Here is a 22,310-nt window from a genome sequence, read left to right as displayed (position 1 = left end):
ATATGAACTTTTTTAGCGTATAACCCTTAATTTTTCAATTTTTCACCTCAACACATCCTAAATTAATATCCCTTTAAAGAAATTCAATATCCTTATTTAAACACCTTTAATTTCCCGAAAAATAAAAAAAGTCTGAAACGGATTAAACTTCGCTTCAGACTCTTACATTACTGTGCGTATACTTCATCTAACAAATGTAAAAACTCACCTTGTTTCCCAGCTAATTCAGGGCATTTTGCAATATCAACCCATTCGTAGCAAAATACTAATCCTTTATCTTCCTCACCAGCACTTACAATATGTTCCCAAGTATCCTTTACATCTGTTAGTAAAGTTACATGAAAAAAGTGGCGTTTTTCATATTCCTGTTTTTCTTTCATATGTATGATGTAATCTGCTAAAAAACGTTCTATGCATAAATGACGCAATCCGGATTCTTCCTGTACTTCACGCAATATAGCCGCTTCTAACGTTTCACCTTCATTAACCGTTCCTCCTGGCACTTGAATACCAGCTTCATGTATATCACGATGTTTAAAAACAAGTAATTGCATAACCCCCTCTTTTTCTCTTGTAATATATGCATGTACTTTTTTCTTATATAACATCGTCATTATACGTCTCTCCCCTCAATCATTTACTCTGTTACTTCTTCAAGCGTCAGTTGATTATCATACAAATATGTAGCTTGTGGATTTCCCACATACCTTACGTGCCATGGTTCATACCGATAACCCGTAATCGTTTCTTTCGCTTTTGTGTATCGAACAACAAAACCAAATTTATGGGCATTTTCAGAAAGCCACTGACCTTCTTTCGTTTCCCCAAAAACCGTCTCTAACTGAAATTTAGCAGATTGAGACGTAATATCCATAGCTAGTCCAGTTTGATGCTCACTTGTGCCAGGAACCGCGCTAGACATTGCTGTTTTTGCTTCCCCGTCTTGTTTTTTATACATCGTATTTAATGCTTTTTGTCGATCAAAAGATCTAAATCCAGAAACTGCAAAAAGAAAAATACGCTCGTTGTCAGCCTGCTGAAACATATCCTCAAGCGCCCTCGCTGCCTCTTTTCTCATCTTTTTCTTTTCTTGATCACCTTCACTAGAGTAGCGCACTTTCGGAATAACTAAATCTGGCGGTCTATACCCATCTGGTAAACGCCTACTTTTATTTACAAGTACAAGCATTGAATTCGGATTATTAATTACCGCAATATCCCCATCCATATTAGCAATCGTTTCTTTCGCTTTCGGAAATATGCTATTTACACTTACTTCCCGCGCCTGCTTATCCTTATACATTTTATAATTGATTCCTGCTACTCCAATAATAATTATTGCAGCTACAATACCAAGTAGTGCCCATCTTTTTTTCATATAACGACCTCTTATTTTAATAATTTGGCCATTTCATACTCATCGATGCCCTTTCCATCGATAATAAGAGCAGCTTTTTTGACACCTTCTTTCTCAAATCCAGCTTTTTTATATAGTGCCTGAGCTCTTGTATTGTGGGCCATTACTGTTAATTCTAAACGCCATACATCATGTAATTTTGCCCACTTCTCAACCTCTTTAAACAATCTCGTCCCAATACCTCGCCCGCTATACTCTTGCAAAATACCAATTACAATGCTTGCCACATGCCTCTTTCTTTGAATGTTATTTCCATTCACTAATATAAAACCTACTATTCTCTCATCTTCAACTGCTACAAATATTGTTGCATATTCATTTTCCATAAATCGATGGATCATTTTTTCTTGTTGCTCAGCTGTAGTTTTCCTTTCTCCTGGTTCATATAGCATAAACTTCGTTTCTTCATCTAATTGCTTACTTAATTGCAAAAATGATGCTGCATCTTCTATTTCGATTTCCCTAATCACTTCAATCACCCTACCAGTTTCATAATAAAAAGTTTTCCTTATAAAAAGATTTTCTCTACTTTCCCGAAAATTCCTTTGTAAATCTCCTACTATAAATTGACAAATTTCGATATTACTATAACAACGACAAATTATGTCTATTCTGTGACGTCTCACCATTACAAAGAAAAAACGCAAGCATTACACTTACGTTTTTTCAAGATTGAAGTGCGCTAATAATTATCGATAGATGTCCTGGCTAATTCACGTTTCACTTTATCCATTCACTTTTTCTGCCTGCCAAAAATATTCACCAAATGCTTTAGCAAGTGCGTCAATTGATCGATTCAATTCTTCCTCTGTATTATCTACACCGCCAACTTCAATTAATATTGCTTGTCCTGATAGGTCTTGATTATAGATTCCATTTCCTGTCTGGAACCCTTTTTGAATGACCCCACGACTCACTCCTGGATATTTCTTATTAATCGCCTCATGTAAAGCTGTCGCTAATTGTAAGTTTTTTTCATAGTTTTTATTTCCTTTCCCTACTACAAATGCAAGCTTTGCATATGACTTATCTCCAATTGTTTTTGTCGTTACATTCTTTCGGGCACTATCACGATGCAAATCAAAAAAGTATTGAAGATCTTTATTTCCAGCCATAGCTTGCTGCACAATTTCTCGTGACATTTTATACGAACTATTACTGTTTAAACCTTTACTTATTAACTTTTGACCAACATCACTCTTATCGTTAGTAGCTCCAATCCCTTCACCTTCTAGTTGTTCACGGAAACGATCTCCTAATATAGAAATATTCGATACAGAACTCGTTGCTTTATTCGGATTCGGGTCATTCGTTAAGTTAAGTAAAGGTAAATAAGATTCCCAGCTATGTGTATGATAAATAAACGCAACTTGTCTCTTCCCAGTCGTTTGGGACGGCTGTTTTTTCTCTTTACTCGTATCTTGTTTAGGTACTTGTCCAGTTCCACTAGTCCGTTCCTTCACCACTTCTTCAAGAGGAACACTCGACTCTATCGGTAAGTTAGAATAATTTGTACCCTCACCCGCAATAACAATTTCTGTATCGTACTTACCAAACCCCGGGAGCTCTTTCCCGACGAAACTGCGTACATCATTAAAGCGAATATTTGTAGCCATAGAAAAGAGAAAAGAAGAAATTGAAAAATCTTGATTCAAATTTCGATACTCCTGTGTAAAATAATGATTCTCTTTTCCAAGTACATACATGTAACCATTCATCGATAACTCATTTAACCAATTATATAAATACGTTGACTTTGTCTCTTTCATAGAGGTTACCATCATACTAATAAGAAAAAAAGTCGCTAGCATTGTAGTAATAACAAATAAAACTAACTTACGCATACTTGTAAACTTCATAAAAAAAAAGCCCCGATTCATACTATCACCTCTCTATTTCAAGTTATGTACAAGCCCTAGAGAATAGACCGTTAAAATTTCGGCTATATTGTTAATGAGGTGAAATGAATTGAAGCTATTAATAGGAATATTACCAATCGCTCTATCATTCATTTTTTATTTGTCCGCTAAGCAACCAAAAATCGCTATTGTGCTACATATTTCTGCGTACTTGGCACTGTATGTACTCGGTATAATTATTTCCATTAATATATACGATGTTTTAATACAAGATTTAGTTTTCATGACGAGCATTCATGGAATTTTACTGAATCCATTTTTCCTTATTGCAGGAGCGTATATAGGAACATACACTTTGTACCTACTTTTGTCTCACATTATTATGAAAATAAAAAATGGAGCGTAATGAAATGCAACCACCATTTATCTGTCATACATGCAAAAAAAGAATTGTGAGAAAGAAAGACCTTATTACAGCCACATGGTACTTCCGCTTTTATTTATTTCACAGTGATTGTTTTAAACGACAGCAAGTGTTTATCTCACGATTTCTCCCTGTGAATACACTTTTCAATTTCTTTCTTATTATATATGGACTTATTTTTGGCAGTATTCTTATGATTACAGAACCATCTATTATTTGGCTGACTTTCTTTTTTCCCATTTTTTATCGGTTTCTTTCTTATTATTATGTTGAACGTTTTTTCTCTACAGAACGCGTAGACTGACCTCTCGGAATACTTAAACATTCCCACTCATTTTCTTTTAACATCTTCCCAATGTAAATAATCTGACCAATATGCAATGCATAATGAGCAATTTGCCTTTCAATTGCTTGCATGACAGTATGTGCTTCACCGCGAATGTATACCGTCTTCAATAAGTGTTCCGGCGTTAAAGTATTCATCGTATTAAAAACATATTTCCATCCTTCTTGCCAAGCTATAAGGGTTTCTTCTTTTGAGTGATAGCATCCTTCAAATTCACCATCTCGATTACGATCTGTTTTTTCACCATCAGACGTTAAAAAATCCGTCCATCTAGAACGCATATTACCGTGCAGATGCTTAATAATAATCGCTATACTATTTGTTTCTTCATGAGAAGACCATTGTATTTGTTCATATGATAATTGAGAAAGTGCCCGTTCCCCTTGTTTCTTTGTTGCTTTAAAGTTCGAAATCGCACATTGCAAATATTCTCGTCCGATATCCATATTAGCCCCTACCTTCACCCTAGCTAATTTTTGTTCCATTTGGCAATTCCATATTAGGCTGAAGTAACACAACATCATCAGCTTCAGGAACACCACCAAGCACAAGTACTTCTGATTTGAATCCAGCTACACGCTTTGGTGGAAAGTTTACAACAGCAACGATTTGTTGACCGATTAAATCTTCTGGACTATACCTTTTCGTAATTTGAGCACTTGACTGCTTTATCCCGATTTCTCCAAAATCTATTGCTAGTTTAATCGCTGGTACTCTCGCTTCTTTAAATTCCTCTGCATGTATTACAGTTCCAATTCTCAAATCCAAATTTAAAAAATCTTCAAAATTAGCCATTTATCATTCCCCCCCACTTATTACTTAGACAAAATACAAAAATCCCCTTCAAAAAAAGAAAGGTGCCTAAGCACCTTTCTTTTGTAATTCACTTGATTCATTTGATTTATAGAAGAAGAAACCGAGAATCCCGCCAATACATGATGGAATTAACCATCCGATTCCTTCGTTATATAACGGTAACATTTGTAGTACATTAGAAATCGCGTCAATTTTAATTTTCGCACTTTCTAAACCGTTAAAGAAACTAATTAACAATGCACCTAAAATAGCTCCAATATAAATTGTATTACGCTTCCCAATCCACTTATGGAAATACGAAAGTACAATTAATACGATTGCAACTGGATAAATGATCATTAACACAGGTAATGTTACTGCGATTAATTGCGTTAAACCTAGGTTAGATACAATTAAACTAAATACACATACCATTGTTACAATCGTTTTATGCGAAAGTTTTGGGAATAAGTTTGTAAAGAAACCCGCACACGCAGATGTTAGCCCAACAGAAGTTGTTAAACAAGCAAGTATAATAACAAGCCCTAATAAAATTTTACCACTCGTCCCATATAGCTCATTTACAACATTCGTTAAAATAAGACCACCGTTTTCTGAGATACCAAGTGATGTACTTGTTGAACCAAGATAAGCAAGTGATAAATAAATTAACGTTAAACCAAGTACAGCAATAATACCTGATACTACTGTTATTTTTGCAATTTGACTACTCTCTTTTATCCCTTTAGAGCGGATAACTTGTACAACGACAATTCCGAATACGAGCGCGCTAATTGCATCCATCGTTAAATATCCTTGAATAAATCCACCAAAGAAAGCATTTTCTTTGTAAGCAGCTAACGGCGCAGCTGGCTCTCCAATTGGATCAATAATTGCCTTTCCGACAATAACAGCGACAATTAATACTAATAATGGTGTAAGAAACTTTCCGAACCAATCCACTAATTTAGATGGATTTAATGATAAATACCACGTTATTCCGAAGAAAACTATCGTGAAAAGAAATAGCATGTACCACTCTGAAACCATTGCCTCTGATAAAAACGGCTTCATACCCATTTCAAACGAAACAGCTCCAGTACGAGGAATCGCGAAAAATGGTCCAATTGCTAAATAACTAATCAATGGGAAAATAAACGCAAATATAGGGTGGACTCTAGAAGATAGCGCTTTCAAGTCCCCCTCTACAAACGCGACAGCTGTTACAGCTAGTAGGGGTAATCCGACTCCCGTTACAAGGAATCCTATTGTAGCAATCCAAACATTCTCTCCTGCTTGTTGACCTAAAACTGGCGGAAAAATTAAATTTCCTGCTCCTAAAAATAATGCAAATAGCATTAAACCAATTGCTACCGTATCACCTGGCCTTAAACGTCCCTTCATGCTCTTCATTTGCATAGCACTTTTTCATTGTTTATCTCTATATTTTACAATATGCTATGCATCCTCCTCTCTGCTCAAGATGATAAAATATGCCCCTTACAAAGCAGTGTCTTTCTCCATAATTTCTCCATTCCCCTTATTTTTACTCTAATCATTAATATAATTATTATTTTAATTTTTGATTTTTTTGAATTTTTAAATCATTAGAGTGTTATTACGTGGAGTATAGATGTCAGACCTCTTTGTTTTTATCACACATATAGTAACATATTTAGTTGCAAAATAAAAACATATTTTCAAATTGATTTTTTTGAAAATCGAAATTATCTACATTTTTTATTCTCTTACACAAATATTGTTATAATCTCACCTATTATTCGATCGTTATTTTCAAATAACTTTATACACGTAACATACAAAAGCCATCTAATATAATTTAGATGGCTTTTGTATGTTACTCTATCGTTTCAACTTCACGTGGATTTTTCATCTCTTCCACATACACAACTCTAAATCCGTGATCTTCTAAATCTTTCAATAATGTCTCTAATTCACCGTCGTTAAACTCTTCTCCTAATGTAAACATAATTCTACGAACTAATAAGGCATCATTATCAAAAGTCATCAAACTTTGAATACCAGTGTATTTCTTTAAAACTGTCGATAACTTTTGGATTGCTCCATTATAGTCTTGCGTTCCAATCATGACAGAGTATTTACTAGAGTGAACACCCCATGCATCCTCTAATAACTCAAAAACTTTTTTATGCGTTAAAATTCCAAGGAAAACCCCTTTTTCATCAACTACTGATAAATAAGGCAATTTTTTTATTGTAAAAAATACTTTAAAGAAAGATGAATCTTCTCTCACAAATCCTTCTTTATCGTTTAATAATTGTATTACACTCTCATCAAGTGATCCTTTATATTCTAAAATATCTACTTTATATATATTCCCTAAAAATTTCTCTTTTTTTTCATCTAAAACTGGTACACAACGATACCCCGTTTTATTTAAATGCTCTAACGCTTCCCCTATCGTAATCGAACTTGAGCACAGTAAAACTTCCCTTTTCGGCACGTAATTCCCTTTAATCCTCATAAAAAGCCTCCTTATGTTAAAATACTTTCTGTGCCATAACTATATTATATTTTCAGAAAAAAATAAATAATTTATTTTATTTTTCTGAAAATTATTCATTTTCTTGTCATAATTTATTCATGAATCCTTCACTTGCATATTTTTGCTATCAAATCTTCTCTCTGAATTACTGAATGAAAAATATATTGTAACTTCTTTCAAAAAAAGCTAAAATAAGAATAAGAATTTTCTGAATATTCTAAGAGTAGGTGGTTATATGTCCTTATTACGCTCACATATATGTAAATTTATAATTGGTATTATTGTTATTTTTGCCATAAGTCCTATTCCAGCTCTTTTTATTACACACAATTATTCTTATCAAAATGGATTTATTAGCATTTTTCAAAACTTCGCACAGCTTTCTTCTATATCAATTCCAAAGGTTGATTGGATGCATGAATCTATCTTTTTCTCAGCAAACCAAATGATACATACTTCTAATCATTCAACACCATTATTCCCTTACATATGGGAAATATATTTTATATCGATTGTTCGTTTTACTTTTACCCTTGCGATCGGATTTTTCATAAGTTTGGGTATCGGCCATTTATTTTTCAAATTACCTAATTCGTTTAAAAAGTTTACTACTGTATTGAAATGGATACCTTACTCTTTTTGCACTGTAGTATTACAATGTTCAGTCTTATTACTACTTCTATACATCGCACAATTTATAAACCTTCCTTACTACTCATCATTTATCATCGTATGTAGTACTTCCATGATTATCGTTATGCAAGCAGTAAAAAAATGGATTCCTTTCTTAAAAAACACAAATGAATATGAAATAAAACATGATTCTTTTCTTGTGGATACATTGTTTTTGGCGCTTACTTCGAATCATAAATCAATTTTAGGTTCCATTATTCTTTCATTCGTTTTTATGGAATGCGTTTTTCATGCAAATGGACTGTTACAATTTATCGTTCAATTTGGCGGAAATTCACCCATAATTGTTACAATCGGCTTATTACTACTCTATATCCCATATAGCATACTTTCTTTCCTTCAAACACTATGGACCACAAACTACTCCAAACAACAGTCATACACTTTGACGAGAAGTGTTCCAAAACCTTAATTTAAAATAACCCTCTATAATCTAAAAGTAGGGGGTTATTCCTTTTGTATAGCGGACAAAATAACAGCAAATTCAAAAACTATTACAGAAACATACCAATATTTACCCTTTTCCTTTGACTATTCTTTTCATTTGGATTTATTATAAAAGTATAACATAATTGCAGGAGGTGACATCTTTATTCCAAACCTTGGAATGGAGAACACGCTTGGACATATTAAATATTTTTCTCATCTTTGTACTTATTCTTATTTCTGGCTTTTTCGTTGCATCAGAATTCGCTGTTGTAAAAGTACGAAAAAGTCGAATTGACCAACTTGCAAATGAAGGTAATAAACAAGCTTTAGCTGCAAGAAGCGTCCTATCTAATTTAGATGTTTATTTATCAGCTTGTCAGCTCGGAATTACAATCACTTCTTTAGGGCTTGGTTGGCTTGGTGAACCAACTGTGGAGCATATACTACGACCGCTCTTTGAAAAAATTAATATTACTGGAACAATGGCTAACACTTTATCTTTTGTTATCGCTTTTAGTGTTATTACATTTTTCCACGTTGTATTAGGTGAATTAGTTCCAAAGTCTTTCGCAATTCAAAAAGCAGAAGCGATCACACTCAAATTTGCAAGACCGCTTATTTTATTTGATAAAATTATGTACCCATTCATTTGGCTACTCAATAGTACAGCTATATTTTTCACAAAATTACTCGGATTAGAACCTGCGAAAGAAAGTGAACTTGCTCATTCTGAAGAGGAATTGCGACTCATTTTAGGTGAAAGTTTTAAAAGCGGTGAAATAAACCAAACCGAATATAAATATGTAAATAACATTTTTGAATTTGATGATCGAGTTGCAAAAGAAATTATGGTTCCTCGTACCGAAATGATTTGCTTATCTACTGAAAATACGTTAGAAGAAAATATGGATATCGTCGCTACTGAAAAATATACACGCTATCCAATTATCGAAAAAGATAAAGATGATATCATTGGGATGATCAATACGAAAGAAGTATTCCATGATCAAACGAAAGGTATTTATAAACCACTTGAATCTTATATACATCCTGTTCTAACTGTATTTGAAACAGTTCCAATTCGTAAAACGTTAGTCCATCTTCAAAAAAATCGCGTTCAGATGGCAATCGTTATGGATGAATATGGTGGTACTGCCGGACTTTTAACGATGGAAGATATTCTTGAAGAAATCATTGGAGAAATTCAAGATGAATTCGATGCGGATGAATCACCTATGATTGAAAAGCGTACACCTAAGCTTACTGTTTTAGATGGAAAGGTGCTTATTTCTGAAGTAAATGATATGTTTGGCCTACATATTGATGATAGTGATTTAGATACAATCGGAGGATGGCTTCTTTCTCAAGCAGTTGACTTAAATATTGAAGCTGGCTATTCCATTGAATATGCTGGTTTTCAATTTAAAGTATTAGAACTTGATGGCCATCAAGTCAAAAAAGTTGCTGTACATAAACTAGATATTAAAAAGGAGCTATAAAGTGACTGTTTTATTAACAATTTGTATCATTGCCTGTTTCGTTGTTTCATTTCTCGCCTTTATTTATCCAATTATCCCTGGCATACTAGCTGTCTGGGCTGGATATTTGATTTACCATTTCGGTATAAATGGAGGCGAATTAACAACTTCTTTTTGGATTATTCAAGTCATTTTTACTCTTTTCATTTTCGTTGCTGATTTTATTGCAAATGGATATTTCTTAAAAAAATACGGTAGTTCTAAATGGGGCGAACGTGTCGGAATGATTTCTATCATTGTCGGATCGTTCTTCTTCCCACCATTCGGACTTATTATCATACCGTTCTTATCAGTATTTATAACAGAACTAGTGCATAAAAAAGCGCCAAAAGATGCCTTTCTAGTTGGAGTCGCTACTGTAGTTGGTTTTTTAAGCAGTACAGTAGCGAAAGCAATTCTCCAAATCATTATGATTATCATCTTCTTGTGTTATATCATCTTTTAACCATCCCGACTTCGGGATGGTTTTTTAATATGCAATACCTACTCGACTATTTTCATATATGTTTTTCTTACATAGATCCCATGCAAAGTGTGCTGTATCACCCACTGTAATTTTTGATCCACCCTCTGGCAATATATCTTTTTCAGTTCGATATACCTCTGTCGCCTCACCATCTATTAAATGTGTCGGACAAACAACTGTCCAACATAAATTATTACTATTACTTAGTACTTTATATGCAGCCAAATGATCTTCCGCTGCCGTTGTCGTTTTCCTTTTTGATTCCGTTGATTGAAAACGATATAAATTTAGATTTGTTCTTGCTTGTAAAATACCAGCTGTTCCTATTGTTATGATTCTACGAACTCCTTCTTCTTCCATTTGCTTAATGATTTGTGGCATACTCTTCCCTAATGTCCCATTTTGATCCGTTCCAAGTGCACTAATTACTATATCGCTTCCTTCTATCACTTTCTTTATATCATTTTCGTTCAATACATTACCTTCTATCACTCGTAGCCTTTCATGTTGTATTTCTATTCTATTTAAATCACGCGCTAATGCAGTCACTTCAGCTGAATCCTTTAATGCTAAATTAATTATGTTTGAACCTACTCGTCCTGTTGCTCCCAATATACATACTTTCATTTGTTTTCCCCCTCTTTCATTCTCTTTCTATTTTTCAATAATCTCAGTCAATTTACAACAAAAAAGCTTCCTCATATATGAGAGGAAGCTTTATTATTACTTTATTTCTTTTCTTTAGAATCAGTAGACTTCTCGGTTCCGCTTGTTTCTTTATCCTTTTTATCCTCTTGTTGTGTTGTTGTGTCGTCTTCTTTCTTCTTGTCCTCACCTTTACTACAACCTACCATTAATAAAGAACTTGCAAGTGCCATAGCAGTTAATGATTTAACCCATTTATTCATTTGCGTTTCCTCCTTGTGATAGAATATGTACAACCTCATATTACTCTCTATTTTTAAAGGAGAGATTGAAAAACAGTAAATATACGGTAAATTTTTGTAAATCTTCTGATAACAAATCCTAATTTTAATTTATATATTTCATTTCCAATCGATACACAATAAAACTAGTTTTTTCTCTCAATGGACGTAAAAAAACTAAGGCGCATACCATTTCGCCTTAGTTTCTCATGCAAACTTTTCATTTTCATATAGATGTGTAATCTTATATTCCTTCTTCATAACATATTGCCACACACTATAAGCGTAACGGTTCATTTTCAGGAAACAATTTTCCAAAAATGAGCGAAACTCTGGATTAGCAACTTCCACTGCAACTTGAGCAAACTTTAAAGCTAATCGTTTCAAGTGCGCAATATAACTGGTTGCAATATGAATATCCCCTGTATATTTACTAACTGTTTCCTTTTCCATTTCATGCAAATCAAACTCCGTTGTTTCACAGGTTATATGTTGCACATTCTCTCCTTCTTGAAAATTTACTTGTTCATTATATGCTTGTAACATATATGGTAAATGGTGCTGTAATAGATTTTTTAATTCTTCGTCTCTGACCTTTCCAGCATACTCTCCAACCTTGTATATTAGTATATAACTATATCTCATTAATTCTTTCATACAGTCCATTAAAGCGCCTCCCTTCTCTTTTGTCCATATACTATAAATATGATGCTAAAACATTCGCTATTCTTGCTAAAAACCAATCCCATCTACTAATTTTCTCAAAATCTTCTTCAGAAAATCGTTTTGATTTATGAAAGTCTACCTGTAATCGACTCCATACTTCATCAACAACGGTTTTATCATATATGATACAGTTAGACTCACAATTTAAATAAAAACTTCTATTATCAAAATTCGCTGTCCCAATATCAACAATTTCTCCATCAATAATTGTTACTTTCCCATGAAAAAATCCATTTCGATATTGATAAATCTCCGCTCCAGCATGTAACATATCTTTCAAATATGGATAGGCAGCTTGTTTTAACAATATGGCATCACTTTTAAATGGCACGAGAATTTTCACATTAACACCACGATTTAATGCAGCTTTTAACTCTTTCACCATTTCTTTACTTGGTACAAAATATGGTGTAGCGATAATTAAAGACTTTTTAGCCTGCTTTAATAGTGCTCCATATTTTTCCCATAAGCCTTTTCCATTTGAAAATAAATATTGATATTTCACATTCCCTAATGTAGGTATACTTTCATGTATAGGCATTTTTTCTCCTGTATCTTCTTTCCAATCTTCGGCGAACTTTCTTTCCATATCCACTGCACCCTCACCATGGATACGCACGTGATAATCACGCCATGGCCCAAACTTTGGATCTTGTCCAAGGTACTCCTTTCCGATATTAAAGCCACCGACGTATGATACCTTTCCATCTATCGTAACAATACGTCTATGATTTCGTTGATGCAAAGAATAGAACATATTTTTCAGTTTCGGTTTTTTACTAAATGTAAACTTCACACCGTTTTCTTTTAATCGGCTAATTACCTTTTTCTTCAGCTTATATCCGCCTACCCGATCGACTGACAATTTCACTTCTACTCCGCTAGATGCTTTTTTCTCTAATAACTGTAAAAACTCTTGGCTTATTTCGTCTTTTCCTACAATATAAAAATGGATATATATATACTTTCCTGCATCGTTTATATCGTCAAATAATTTTCTATATAACTCTTCACCGTTCGTATATAGTTGAAATTCACCTAATCGAACTTGTCCTAATTCATATTCACTAGCCATTTCCTTCCCCATTTCCACATCGATGTTCATCCAAATGAATACACCTATTAAACAAAGGATTATAGCGAAAAAGTGCTTCATGGATAAATTCCTTTCTCCACTTACTGTTATTTCTATATCTTCCCTTTTTTATTACATTATCATTCAAGAAAATATGTCATTGCATGATATATGTCCATATCAAACAATAGCTCATTTGCATATTGTATGTTGTATCTTAAAATAAAAGGAGGAAATAACAATGGGCTTCGCACATGGTAATGGATTTGCGCTATTAGTCGTATTATTTATCCTCTTAATCATCGTCGGTGCTGCTTGCTTCTGCTAAGTAGCTACTGTCATATGATATGTGGATGAAAAAACTATAAAAGCGGACACCTATTTTAGGTGTCCGCTTTTCATTTTAAAACCATTTCCGACTGCTATAGTAACTTAAATGGCTAAATATTCATCTCAAAAGGTTAACAATGTGGCTACTTTCTTACTCTCTGCCTTACGTATATGACGCTGTTCTGCACGTAACACAGCAATACGATGTAATTCTTTCTCTTCTTCGGTTTCAGGGATAACACGCGGTACTGGAACTGGATTATTTTCCTTACTAAGTGCCACAAAAGTAACGAATGACGTTGCCGCTATACGCTTCTCACCTGAAATTAAATCTTCAGCCACTACCTTCACAAACACTTCCATCGAAGTTCTTCCCGTCCAAATTACGAAAGATTCATAACTAACACAATCTGAAGAACGAACAGGATGTAAGAAATCGACCCAGTCCATAGATGCTGTGACACATTCCTTTCTTGAATGTCTGGATGCTGAAATAGAAGCAACCATATCCATCTCCGCTAATATCTTCCCACCAAATAGCGTGTTATGATCATTTAAATCCGTTGGGAAGACTCGGCTCGTTTTGAACACCCTTGACTCATTGGCTGTTTTCCCCTTTACTTCTGTCATTGTTATCACCCCTTTAATGATCTATCCCTAATATTTCAATAATCACTATACTAAATGAACTACACGTTTAATATTAACAACATTCAGAACTTTTAGTCCACAAAAAAGAACCGATTTTATCAATCGGCTCCTCTAAATACATATTGTTCTTTCGGCTGTTCAACTTTATTCCATTTTGTTACTTCTAATACAGGAATATTCGCATGAAACGGCTGATAAAACTCAGTAGTTATCTCTCCTTCTACTTGAATCCAGTCATCATTATTCCACTCTACGCCTTCTGGTTTTTTCACTAACATACCATACACACCAGAATCTGCTACGCAATGTATAATACCGAAACGGAATAAGAAGTATTGTTCTTTTTTAGAAGAATCATCTCTAAAAACAAACCCTTTAAAAGATAATTTTTTCCCAGTAAACTCGCCAGGATAATTATAAATTGTTTCCATACCCTTTAGGAAGTCTTCATCTTTCAAATTAATATTGTCTTTCGTAACAAACTCTTTCTTCCCTTTTTCCATTACACCGCGGTATCCTTCTTTCCCGTAATAAATGCTCGTATCAGGTCTTAGGAATTGTCTTGTCATAAATGGATCCTTACTTTCTGCTTGTGCAACAGGAAAGTGAAAGCCCTTCGCTTTAACAATATCCGAATCTAGCGTCGCAATTGGGAAAAATAACCCTGAGATAATTGGAAAACAAAACAATGAGTACGAAAATGCTTTTTCCCACCATGTATTCTCATCTTTTGAATGATCATGCCCGCAATGGCTATGATCGCAACTGCAATCATTTTTCTCTTTTTCCTTTTGGTGCTCTTTTTGGAAAACGACGATAATTTGTATAATCGTTAAGAAACCTAAAATAATTGCTGCTGTTGTTGATAAATAGGCATACTTCATATTGATATACTTCGTAATGTTACCGGAAATATGCAGTTGCGCAATTAATATTGTAAAACCTAATAATATATATGCTCGAAACATAACCTACCACCCCATCGCATAAATGAGTAGTGAGCTTGCATAAACAACAAGAGTAACTGTAACTATAACAACAATTACAAATTTCGTTTTAAATGTCGCAAGCATCATAAACATATTTTTAATATCCACCATCGGTCCGTAAACGAGGAACGCGACAAGTGAAGCTGTTGAAAACGTACTTTGGAACGAAGAAGCGATAAATGCATCTGCCTCTGAACAAAGTGATAATATATAAGCAAGTCCCATCATAACAGCTGATGAAGAAAACGGACCTTGTCCAATAGCAAGAAGTGTTGAAGTTTGTACAAACGTTTGTACCGCTGCTGCAATTAACGCACCTAGTACTAAATATTTTCCCATTGAGAAGAATTCCTCAACAGCGTGTGTACATACATCCCACATTTTTTTACGCAGTGGACGCTTATTATTCACTTCTGGGAAGTGATCATCTCTTAATTGATGTTCTTTAAACATAAAGGATAATATAATTCCAACGATAATGGCTACGATAATCGCTACAATAGAACGATACCATACCATGTGCATACTACTCCCAAAGGCAACATAAGTAGCAAATAATACAACTGGATTAATAATAGGTCCAGTTAACATAAATGCAATCCCTGCGTATGGTGGAACGCCTTTTCCAATTAATCGTCTTACAATCGGAACAATTCCACATTCACAACCTGGAAACAACATGCCTAAAAAAGTAGCTAATAAAACAGACAGAAATCGGTTCTTCGGCATCCATTTTGCCACCATATCTTCTGTCACAAACATTTGAATGAATCCTGAAATAAATACACCAATGAGCACAAACGGAAGTGCTTCGATTAATATGGAAATAAAAATTGTATTCATTTGCAGGAATGCTTTCGGTAATTGAAACAATTCCATGATGTATTTCCTCCAACTTTTCATTAACAATATGTAATTTTAACCCCATTTCATTAATTGGACAAGGTTTATATGACATACATACCCTTTATATACATTACATTGTACAAGTTATATTCTATTCAAAATTTGAGATTTCATAGCAAAAAAGCTGCTCTAGCGTAGTTATATAACTATGCTAGAGCAGCTTTCTTATCGTTAAAAGTAACGTTTCTTCCAAAAAACAAAAGCTAACGTGAAAGATAGTGTTACACATATGATGAGTACAATTACAAAACCGTGGGCTTCTCCTTCAAACGGAACCTTTACGTTCATTCCAAAGAAACTAGAAACCATCGTCGGTAAAGATAAAATGATCGTAATTGACGTTAACAGTTTCATAACACTATTTAAATTATTTGATATAACGGAGCTAAAAGTATTCATCATTCCACTTAAAATGTGACTATATATTTCCGCCATTTCAATAGCCTGTTTATTTTCAATTAATACATCTTCTAATAAATCTTGATCGTCTTCATACATTTTTAAAAATGTACTATTACGCATTAACTTTTGAATTACAATTTTATTAGCCTTTAATGACGTTGTAAAGTATACTAAACTTTTCTCAAGGCCTAACAATGTGAAAATCTCTTTATTTTTCATTGACTGATTTAATTGATGCTCTAAATCAATTGTTTTTCGATTTATTTGCTTTAAGTATCTTAAATAATAAGTAGAAATTGTATATAAGAGCTGAAGTGCAAAGCGCGTCTTCTTAAACGTATAAAATTCTTTAATACGTTGATTAATAAAACGTTCAAAAATTGGATTCTCTTCTAAGCAGATTGTAACAAAACAATCCGGCATCACAATCATACCTATTGGAATCGTGTCATAAATCGAATTTCCTTCTTCGTCATGTCTAACTGTCGGAATATCGACGATAATTAAAGTATTATTGTCTTCCTTTTCAATACGAGAGCGTTCTTCATCATCCAAAGGGTCTTTAATGAAATCTAAGTCTACATTTAAAGTTTGTACTAGATATTGAATTTCTTCTTCTGTTGGATGAAGTACATTAATCCAGCACCCCTTTTGCATTTCCTCAATCTCTTGTAGTTTTCCGTTTCGGTCTGTTAAATATATATTTAACATACTATCACCCCGATTCTTTTTACATGTAGGAATCTACCTCTCTTAAATCACAGTTTTTAAACCGCCATTCTCAGCATATGAAACATACGTTTAAATTTCAATAGAAAAATTATTTTGAAAACGTTTTTATAAGAAAAATATTATAAAGTGAAACTTTAATCAGTGGGGGCTTCATCCCCCCACTGATTTTCAGCCCTCACCAATCGGGCTTTTACAGGCTGCCCGCCCCCAACCAAACTTCTTTTCTTTCGCTGAATTTTGAGATGAGGATCTTACTGCCCGTTAGAGCGGGATAAACATAGAAAAAGACAGAGTGCTCTCTGCCTTAAAAGCTTATGTTGCCTTTATAACATATTTAGAAAGCATCCACAAGTTAAACCCGACTGAAATCGTATAGCCCGCGTATGTTGAAATGATAAAACTTACATAATCGAAATACGGAAGCAATACAATATTTAAAACTATCTTCACAATAATTCCAATCACTAGTCCTAGCACCGTCTTCTGCTGTTGATTGATTCCTTGTAGCATAGCAGCCGTTACTGTAAAAAGAGAAAATAGTATGCAAGCAGGAGCATAATACTGTAAAATGATTCTCCCCATCTCTGGATCATTTCCAGCACCAAATAAAAGGGTATATACAGGCTTGGCTAACACCATCATTCCAATTGCCGCCGGTACCGTAATTGCTACTACTAATACATTTGTTCTCGTAAAATGTTTGTACAATAGCTTCGTATTTCCTGCTGTGTAAGCTTTCGTCATCTCTGGTACGAGAGACATACTAAAAGCTGTCGCAACGGATACCGGGATAAGCACAACCATTTGAACAAGGCCAATTATCGCATTAATTTTTTCCGCTTCGCCTTGCATATACCCTATCTGTATAAGTAGTTTATTAATTGTAAATGTATCAATCGTCTGATACAACGGAATTGCTAAGCCTACTACAACAAAAGGAATAGAATATGTAAAGAGCTCCTTATAAAGCGAGAAAAAAGATTTCGTTGTTTGTGGTATACTTGCCATTTCTTTTTTCTTTAAGTGCCTTCTCCTTCTCATATAATACGCACTTAAAACAGTTAATCCACCTACAGCTCCCATAAAGGCACCGAACGTTGAAATACCAACTGCTAGCGAAACAGAAGCTTTTAAAACATATAAAACGACAAAGCTTCCTATTAAAATGGTTAAAACCCGAAAAAATTGCTCTACAACGACACTTAATGCAGAAGGCCCCATCGATTGGAATCCTTGAAAGAAGCCCCTTAATAAACTCATTACTGGCACAAGTATTAACGCAAAACTTACAATTCGAATATTAGTAGTAACCGCTCCTACACTATTCCCCGTTTGATCATTCCCATCGATGACAAGTTTAGCTAAATGCGGAGCTAGCATATATAACGTAAAACACGAAATGACTCCCATTATAAACATAAACACGATTCCACTTTTCAACACTCTCTTAACCGTATGATAATCATTCAGTTGATCATATTTTGATACCATCTTTGAAACAGCTAGCGGTAATCCCATTGTTGCTATGCTGAGCATGATGGTATAAGGACGATATGCGTATGTGTATAGAACGTAACCACTCGTACCGACCATCGCTGTAAATGGTATAACATATATAAACCCTAACATTTTTGATATCATCGTTGCCATCGTTAAAAATATCGTTCCACGTATAAACGGTGACCCTTTCATCACATTCCTCCGCTACGCTTTATTATTACACATTATGGACAACTCCTTTTCTTTAGAACCGAAACAAACAAAAAAAGCCAATGAAAAATCATTGACTTTAACGCGCTGCTTTTTTCTTTTTGAAATACTTTAAACCAAAGTATAGAGCAATAAAAAGAACAGCTCCTATAATTATGTAATGTGTGTAATCAGATGCATACTCTTTAATTTGTCGCCAATTCCCACCAAGTTTTTCACCTAAGTATATAAATAGAATTGACCATGGAATGATCGCTACAACCGTATAAAGTGTAAATAGTTTTAATGGCATCTTAGCTAGTCCTGCTGGAATAGAGATCGCATGACGTACTACTGGGATAAAGCGCGCAGAAAATATTACACCTGCTCCATAACGCTTAAACCAACCTTCCGCTATGTCTAAATGATGTTTATTAATAAGTAGATATTTCCCATATTTCTCTACAACCGGACGCCCTCCGTAGTATCCAAGCCAGTATAAAAAGATTTGCGCTAAAGTACCACCAATCGTTCCGGCGATAACTGCACCCACAAAACTAATTTTACCATTTGCTACTAAAAAGCCAGCATACGAAAGTACAATTTCACTCGGGATTACTTCAATCATTAAAGCAAGAGCTACTCCAAAGTAACCTAAGCTTGCAAAAAATTGCAATAACTGATCTATTATGTTTGCTAACATGTTCTTTTTTATCTCCTTTTTTCTTCACATACCATCCCATTATTACATAAAGGCTGCAATCTGCCAATATCTTCATTTTAACAATATGTACAATTCAAGCAGGATTAATCTATTAATTTCTCTTTCTGCGGGTCTTTCATGTAGGCAAACATCTCTTTAATTTGGTCTTCTGTATTTCTAGCAATTGATAAATTAGGCAATTCATTTTCACCAAAAAACTCCACCTCTTCTGTTTCAATGCTAGTTTTCTTTTCTCCACCAATAATCTCGCATCCAATGAAAATCTTATATACATGCGTCGCCGATGGAGATGGTTGATGTTTTTCTTTATCAAATATAGCTAGTAACTTAAAATGATCTACCTCATAACCAGTCTCTTCGAAAACTTCTTTTGCTGCAACTTCGGTTGGCGTATAACCGACATCAGCCCATCCACCTGGCAATGCCCATTTCCCATCGCTTTTTTCTTTCACAAATAATAACTTTTCATTTTGAAAAACAACCGCTCTTATATCAACTTTAGGTGTTTGATAGCCTGTCTCACTTGCAAATAACTTCTCTACGATTTCCCAATCTGTTTTCGTGTAATGTGACATCATTGAAATAGAAATATCTCGTAATTGCTGGAAACGTTCAATATCATACACATCCTTAGAATACGTTAAACCTGCTTGAGCTATAGATTGTATTTGTTTTACCCAATCAATCCATTTAATCGTCATATATCCGCATCCCCATTCTCTATCAAATATATTACTTCATTTTTATTGATACATCTTTATTATACAAAAAAAAAAGAGATTGATAACGTTTCAATCTCTTTCAAAATTAATCCAATTCATGTAAGTGGTCTTGTATATACTTTCTTCTCTTATTTATATATTCATAAATCATATCAGCCTCTTGATCAAATGTTTCTAATTTTTCTTTCATGTATGGATCTTGTAGTAAATATGGACGAATCAATTCACACAACCCTTCTACTTTCGGCCTCATAAACGAAACTGTAAATTGATCTTCTAATATTTCTTCCAAAATACTTCGATACTGCTTTCTAAATACAGGTATGTCTAGCAATCTTGCACTTAACGTATTATACCCTTGAATGCGAATATATTCATGATTAAGTGGTCTCCCTTGTACATCTCGCCCCCAAGTCGCATCATAATCCCACGGTATAACTTCAAATAAATTTGTTTCATCGTTATGATATAGTGCATAGTTATGAACGAAACCATCAAAGTTTTGCGTAAAAATAACTCCTGCTAACCATCGTAAATATTTATCTACATGTAGAAACTTCCCAATCTCTTTTTCATAGGCTTCCCTCGTCAAAGTATTCGCTTGAAATACAAATTCACTCAGCTGTTCTTCACTATTTTTATTCGAATATTTAAATTCATAACCCGCAAAGAGCTCTGTCTTAACATCTTTATCTCGTTCACTCATTAATGAAAAATTCGCATCATCATCTATCGCATAATAAATAGAACCACTCGGTAATCCTCTATTTTTTAAAAAATTTTCATCAACCGATTCTAACTGTAAATACACACCTTGAATTTGACCATTAATTTTTATAAATACATGTTGTGATTTTGGCGAAAGTACACCAATATCATGAAAAAAATCTAAAGATAATTTATTTCGTATGAGAGACGGATCCATAAACTCCGAATTCAAATGAAACTCTTTCGCACCTTGAAATTTTTTAGGCTTATAAAACATAACATGATAAGACTTTTTCTCAAATTCGCGAATATGAGCTCCTCTGTATACGATATCAATATCATACTTCTTTTTTCCATAAGTCAATTTTGCTGGTACTGGACTATCTGACCAAATGTCCTTTTTCAATTCCACTAAGTACATTGGATGAACAAAAAAATCATATGAAGGCAGCATGTTTTCTCATCCCTTCTCAGTTCTCTTCATTCAATGTATGCGCCTTGTCTTGTCCATACATCCGCAATCATCTATTTATATAAAATTACACTCTTGTCCTGTTCAGAAAGATGCCTACATACATATCATGTTAAGGAAAAAGAATACCTTTTCACTTTAATACATGATAAGGAGGATTTCTATGAAACGTGATATTAGAAAAGCTGTCGAAGAAATCAAAAGTGCTGGGATGGAGGATTTCTTACACCAAGATCCAAGTACATTTGAGTGCGATGATGATAAATTCACTCATCATCATTGTACAACTGGATGTAAATGTACAACTGGGGGTAAATGTCCTAGAACAAGATGTACTCGCGTGAAACATTGTACGTTCGTTACAAAATGTACGCATGTAAAAAAATGGACATTTGTTACGAAATGTACACGTGTACGTGTTCAAAAATGGACGTTCGTTACGAAAGTAACGCGTAGAAAAGAATGCGTATTAGTTACAAAACGTACTCGCAGAAAACATTGTACATTCATTACAAAATGCATACGCTTTGAAAAGAAATTTTTCTGGACAAAACGAAGTTTCTGTAAAAAATGCGAATTCTTCCCTAACAGACACGGTCACTCTTGCGATGATTCATGTGATCATGGTAAAGACTGTCACGATAGCGGACACAAATGGAATGATTGCAAAGGCGGACATAAATTCCCATCTTGCAAAAATAAGAAATTCGATCACTTCTGGTATAAAAAACGTAACTGCTAGTTTTTATACCACCCAAAAAAGG

Annotated in this window: 27 protein-coding genes; 7 read left to right on the top strand and 20 right to left on the bottom strand. The window is 34.1% G+C overall.

The features are described 5' to 3' along the window. Positions 1-167: 167 nt before the first annotated feature. The 4 genes from N2V80_RS09995 to spoIIP all read right to left on the bottom strand — a co-directional run bounded on the left by N2V80_RS09995 (position 168) and on the right by spoIIP (position 3,297). Positions 168-614: an NUDIX hydrolase gene (locus N2V80_RS09995; protein WP_000178289.1), complete on the bottom strand. Its 447-nt coding sequence runs from the start codon at positions 612-614 to the stop codon at positions 168-170. A gap of 23 nt (positions 615-637) precedes the next feature. Beyond that, positions 638-1,378 (bottom strand): M15 family metallopeptidase, encoded by a 741-nt coding sequence (locus N2V80_RS09990; RefSeq protein WP_000747647.1) that lies wholly within the window; start codon positions 1,376-1,378, stop codon positions 638-640. 11 nt (positions 1,379-1,389) lie between these two features. Beyond that, positions 1,390-1,887 carry a GNAT family N-acetyltransferase gene (locus tag N2V80_RS09985; protein WP_000617574.1) on the bottom strand — a complete coding sequence of 166 codons (498 nt, stop codon included), beginning with the start codon at positions 1,885-1,887 and terminating at the stop codon, positions 1,390-1,392. A gap of 255 nt (positions 1,888-2,142) precedes the next feature. Next, a complete protein-coding gene (gene spoIIP / locus N2V80_RS09980; protein WP_001079280.1) occupies positions 2,143-3,297 on the bottom strand; it encodes a stage II sporulation protein P in 1,155 nt (384 codons plus the stop codon). Positions 3,298-3,385: 88 nt separating this feature from the next. Between spoIIP and N2V80_RS09975 the strand changes: the two genes are divergently transcribed. Beyond that, positions 3,386-3,682 carry a hypothetical protein gene (locus tag N2V80_RS09975; RefSeq protein WP_000770734.1) on the top strand — a complete coding sequence of 99 codons (297 nt, stop codon included), beginning with the start codon at positions 3,386-3,388 and terminating at the stop codon, positions 3,680-3,682. 4 nt (positions 3,683-3,686) lie between these two features. Then, positions 3,687-4,004, top strand: a complete 318-nt coding sequence (locus N2V80_RS09970) for a hypothetical protein (RefSeq protein WP_002098535.1) — start codon at positions 3,687-3,689, stop codon at positions 4,002-4,004. Here N2V80_RS09970 and N2V80_RS09965 read toward each other — a convergent pair. The 4 genes from N2V80_RS09965 to cbpA all read right to left on the bottom strand — a co-directional run bounded on the left by N2V80_RS09965 (position 3,965) and on the right by cbpA (position 7,347). Then, on the bottom strand, positions 3,965-4,531 hold the full coding sequence (locus tag N2V80_RS09965; RefSeq protein ID WP_000435829.1) for a DUF1572 domain-containing protein: 567 nt from the start codon (positions 4,529-4,531) through the stop codon (positions 3,965-3,967). The genes N2V80_RS09970 and N2V80_RS09965 overlap by 40 nt on opposite strands. Next, positions 4,512-4,841: a chaperone CsaA gene (gene csaA, locus N2V80_RS09960; protein WP_001263015.1), complete on the bottom strand. Its 330-nt coding sequence runs from the start codon at positions 4,839-4,841 to the stop codon at positions 4,512-4,514. The genes N2V80_RS09965 and csaA overlap by 20 nt, the downstream gene beginning before the upstream one ends. Positions 4,842-4,907: 66 nt before the next feature. Beyond that, the gene (brnQ4, locus tag N2V80_RS09955; protein ID WP_011110049.1) at positions 4,908-6,245 is read right to left on the bottom strand and encodes a branched-chain amino acid transport system II carrier protein BrnQ4; all 1,338 of its coding nucleotides are present in this window, start codon (positions 6,243-6,245) and stop codon (positions 4,908-4,910) included. Between the two features lie 454 nt (positions 6,246-6,699). Beyond that, positions 6,700-7,347, bottom strand: a complete 648-nt coding sequence (gene cbpA, locus N2V80_RS09950; RefSeq protein ID WP_001220526.1) for a cyclic di-AMP binding protein CbpA — start codon at positions 7,345-7,347, stop codon at positions 6,700-6,702. Positions 7,348-7,603: 256 nt separating this feature from the next. Here cbpA and N2V80_RS09945 point away from each other — a divergent pair, with 256 nt between their 5' ends. The 3 genes from N2V80_RS09945 (at position 7,604) to N2V80_RS09935 (ending at position 10,473) form a co-directional block, all read left to right on the top strand. Further along, on the top strand, positions 7,604-8,473 hold the full coding sequence (locus N2V80_RS09945; RefSeq protein ID WP_000055258.1) for a hypothetical protein: 870 nt from the start codon (positions 7,604-7,606) through the stop codon (positions 8,471-8,473). A gap of 208 nt (positions 8,474-8,681) precedes the next feature. Next, positions 8,682-9,989 (top strand): hemolysin family protein, encoded by a 1,308-nt coding sequence (locus N2V80_RS09940; protein WP_000353738.1) that lies wholly within the window; start codon positions 8,682-8,684, stop codon positions 9,987-9,989. A gap of 1 nt (position 9,990) precedes the next feature. Beyond that, positions 9,991-10,473, top strand: a complete 483-nt coding sequence (locus N2V80_RS09935) for a DUF456 domain-containing protein (protein WP_000217338.1) — start codon at positions 9,991-9,993, stop codon at positions 10,471-10,473. Between the two features lie 24 nt (positions 10,474-10,497). Here N2V80_RS09935 and N2V80_RS09930 read toward each other — a convergent pair whose 3' ends face one another. The 4 genes from N2V80_RS09930 to cls form a co-directional block, all read right to left on the bottom strand. After that, positions 10,498-11,121 carry an NAD(P)-dependent oxidoreductase gene (locus N2V80_RS09930; protein ID WP_000861653.1) on the bottom strand — a complete coding sequence of 208 codons (624 nt, stop codon included), beginning with the start codon at positions 11,119-11,121 and terminating at the stop codon, positions 10,498-10,500. 101 nt (positions 11,122-11,222) lie between these two features. Next, positions 11,223-11,402, bottom strand: a complete 180-nt coding sequence (locus tag N2V80_RS09925; protein ID WP_001045960.1) for a hypothetical protein — start codon at positions 11,400-11,402, stop codon at positions 11,223-11,225. 225 nt (positions 11,403-11,627) lie between these two features. Beyond that, positions 11,628-12,086 carry a spore coat protein gene (locus tag N2V80_RS09920; protein WP_000340535.1) on the bottom strand — a complete coding sequence of 153 codons (459 nt, stop codon included), beginning with the start codon at positions 12,084-12,086 and terminating at the stop codon, positions 11,628-11,630. A 31-nt stretch (positions 12,087-12,117) separates the two neighbouring features. Continuing rightward, the gene (gene cls / locus N2V80_RS09915) at positions 12,118-13,302 is read right to left on the bottom strand and encodes a cardiolipin synthase (RefSeq protein ID WP_061654776.1); all 1,185 of its coding nucleotides are present in this window, start codon (positions 13,300-13,302) and stop codon (positions 12,118-12,120) included. A 160-nt stretch (positions 13,303-13,462) separates the two neighbouring features. Here cls and N2V80_RS09910 point away from each other — a divergent pair, with 160 nt between their 5' ends. Next, positions 13,463-13,549, top strand: coding sequence for a YjcZ family sporulation protein (locus N2V80_RS09910; protein WP_000505094.1), 87 nt, complete (start codon positions 13,463-13,465; stop codon positions 13,547-13,549). A gap of 125 nt (positions 13,550-13,674) precedes the next feature. On the opposite strand, the gene N2V80_RS09905 is transcribed toward N2V80_RS09910, so the two are convergent. The 8 genes from N2V80_RS09905 to cotH form a co-directional block, all read right to left on the bottom strand. Then, positions 13,675-14,181: an acyl-CoA thioesterase gene (locus N2V80_RS09905; protein ID WP_000141164.1), complete on the bottom strand. Its 507-nt coding sequence runs from the start codon at positions 14,179-14,181 to the stop codon at positions 13,675-13,677. A 119-nt stretch (positions 14,182-14,300) separates the two neighbouring features. Beyond that, positions 14,301-15,170, bottom strand: a complete 870-nt coding sequence (locus N2V80_RS09900) for a TIGR03943 family putative permease subunit (protein WP_061654777.1) — start codon at positions 15,168-15,170, stop codon at positions 14,301-14,303. 3 nt (positions 15,171-15,173) lie between these two features. Next, positions 15,174-16,070: a permease gene (locus N2V80_RS09895; protein ID WP_000418716.1), complete on the bottom strand. Its 897-nt coding sequence runs from the start codon at positions 16,068-16,070 to the stop codon at positions 15,174-15,176. A gap of 198 nt (positions 16,071-16,268) precedes the next feature. After that, the gene (locus N2V80_RS09890; protein WP_000932389.1) at positions 16,269-17,210 is read right to left on the bottom strand and encodes a magnesium transporter CorA family protein; all 942 of its coding nucleotides are present in this window, start codon (positions 17,208-17,210) and stop codon (positions 16,269-16,271) included. A 333-nt stretch (positions 17,211-17,543) separates the two neighbouring features. Then, positions 17,544-18,923 (bottom strand): putative polysaccharide biosynthesis protein, encoded by a 1,380-nt coding sequence (locus N2V80_RS09885; RefSeq protein ID WP_000678847.1) that lies wholly within the window; start codon positions 18,921-18,923, stop codon positions 17,544-17,546. Positions 18,924-19,020: 97 nt separating this feature from the next. Further along, the gene (locus N2V80_RS09880) at positions 19,021-19,623 is read right to left on the bottom strand and encodes a DedA family protein (protein ID WP_000880691.1); all 603 of its coding nucleotides are present in this window, start codon (positions 19,621-19,623) and stop codon (positions 19,021-19,023) included. Positions 19,624-19,727: 104 nt separating this feature from the next. Next, a complete protein-coding gene (locus N2V80_RS09875; RefSeq protein ID WP_000153576.1) occupies positions 19,728-20,345 on the bottom strand; it encodes an NUDIX hydrolase N-terminal domain-containing protein in 618 nt (205 codons plus the stop codon). A 106-nt stretch (positions 20,346-20,451) separates the two neighbouring features. Further along, a complete protein-coding gene (gene cotH / locus N2V80_RS09870) occupies positions 20,452-21,528 on the bottom strand; it encodes a spore coat protein CotH (RefSeq protein ID WP_000937999.1) in 1,077 nt (358 codons plus the stop codon). Between the two features lie 181 nt (positions 21,529-21,709). Between cotH and exsB the strand changes: the two genes are divergently transcribed. Continuing rightward, positions 21,710-22,288 (top strand): exosporium protein ExsB, encoded by a 579-nt coding sequence (gene exsB / locus N2V80_RS09865; RefSeq protein WP_000817498.1) that lies wholly within the window; start codon positions 21,710-21,712, stop codon positions 22,286-22,288. Positions 22,289-22,310: the final 22 nt, after the last annotated feature.

It is taken from the genome of Bacillus sp. FSL W8-0640, assembly GCF_038007725.1.
Lineage (GTDB): Bacteria > Bacillota > Bacilli > Bacillales > Bacillaceae_G > Bacillus_A > Bacillus_A cereus.
The sequence above is the reverse complement of the archived record's forward strand: the minus strand, read 5'-3'. Positions and strand labels throughout refer to the sequence as shown.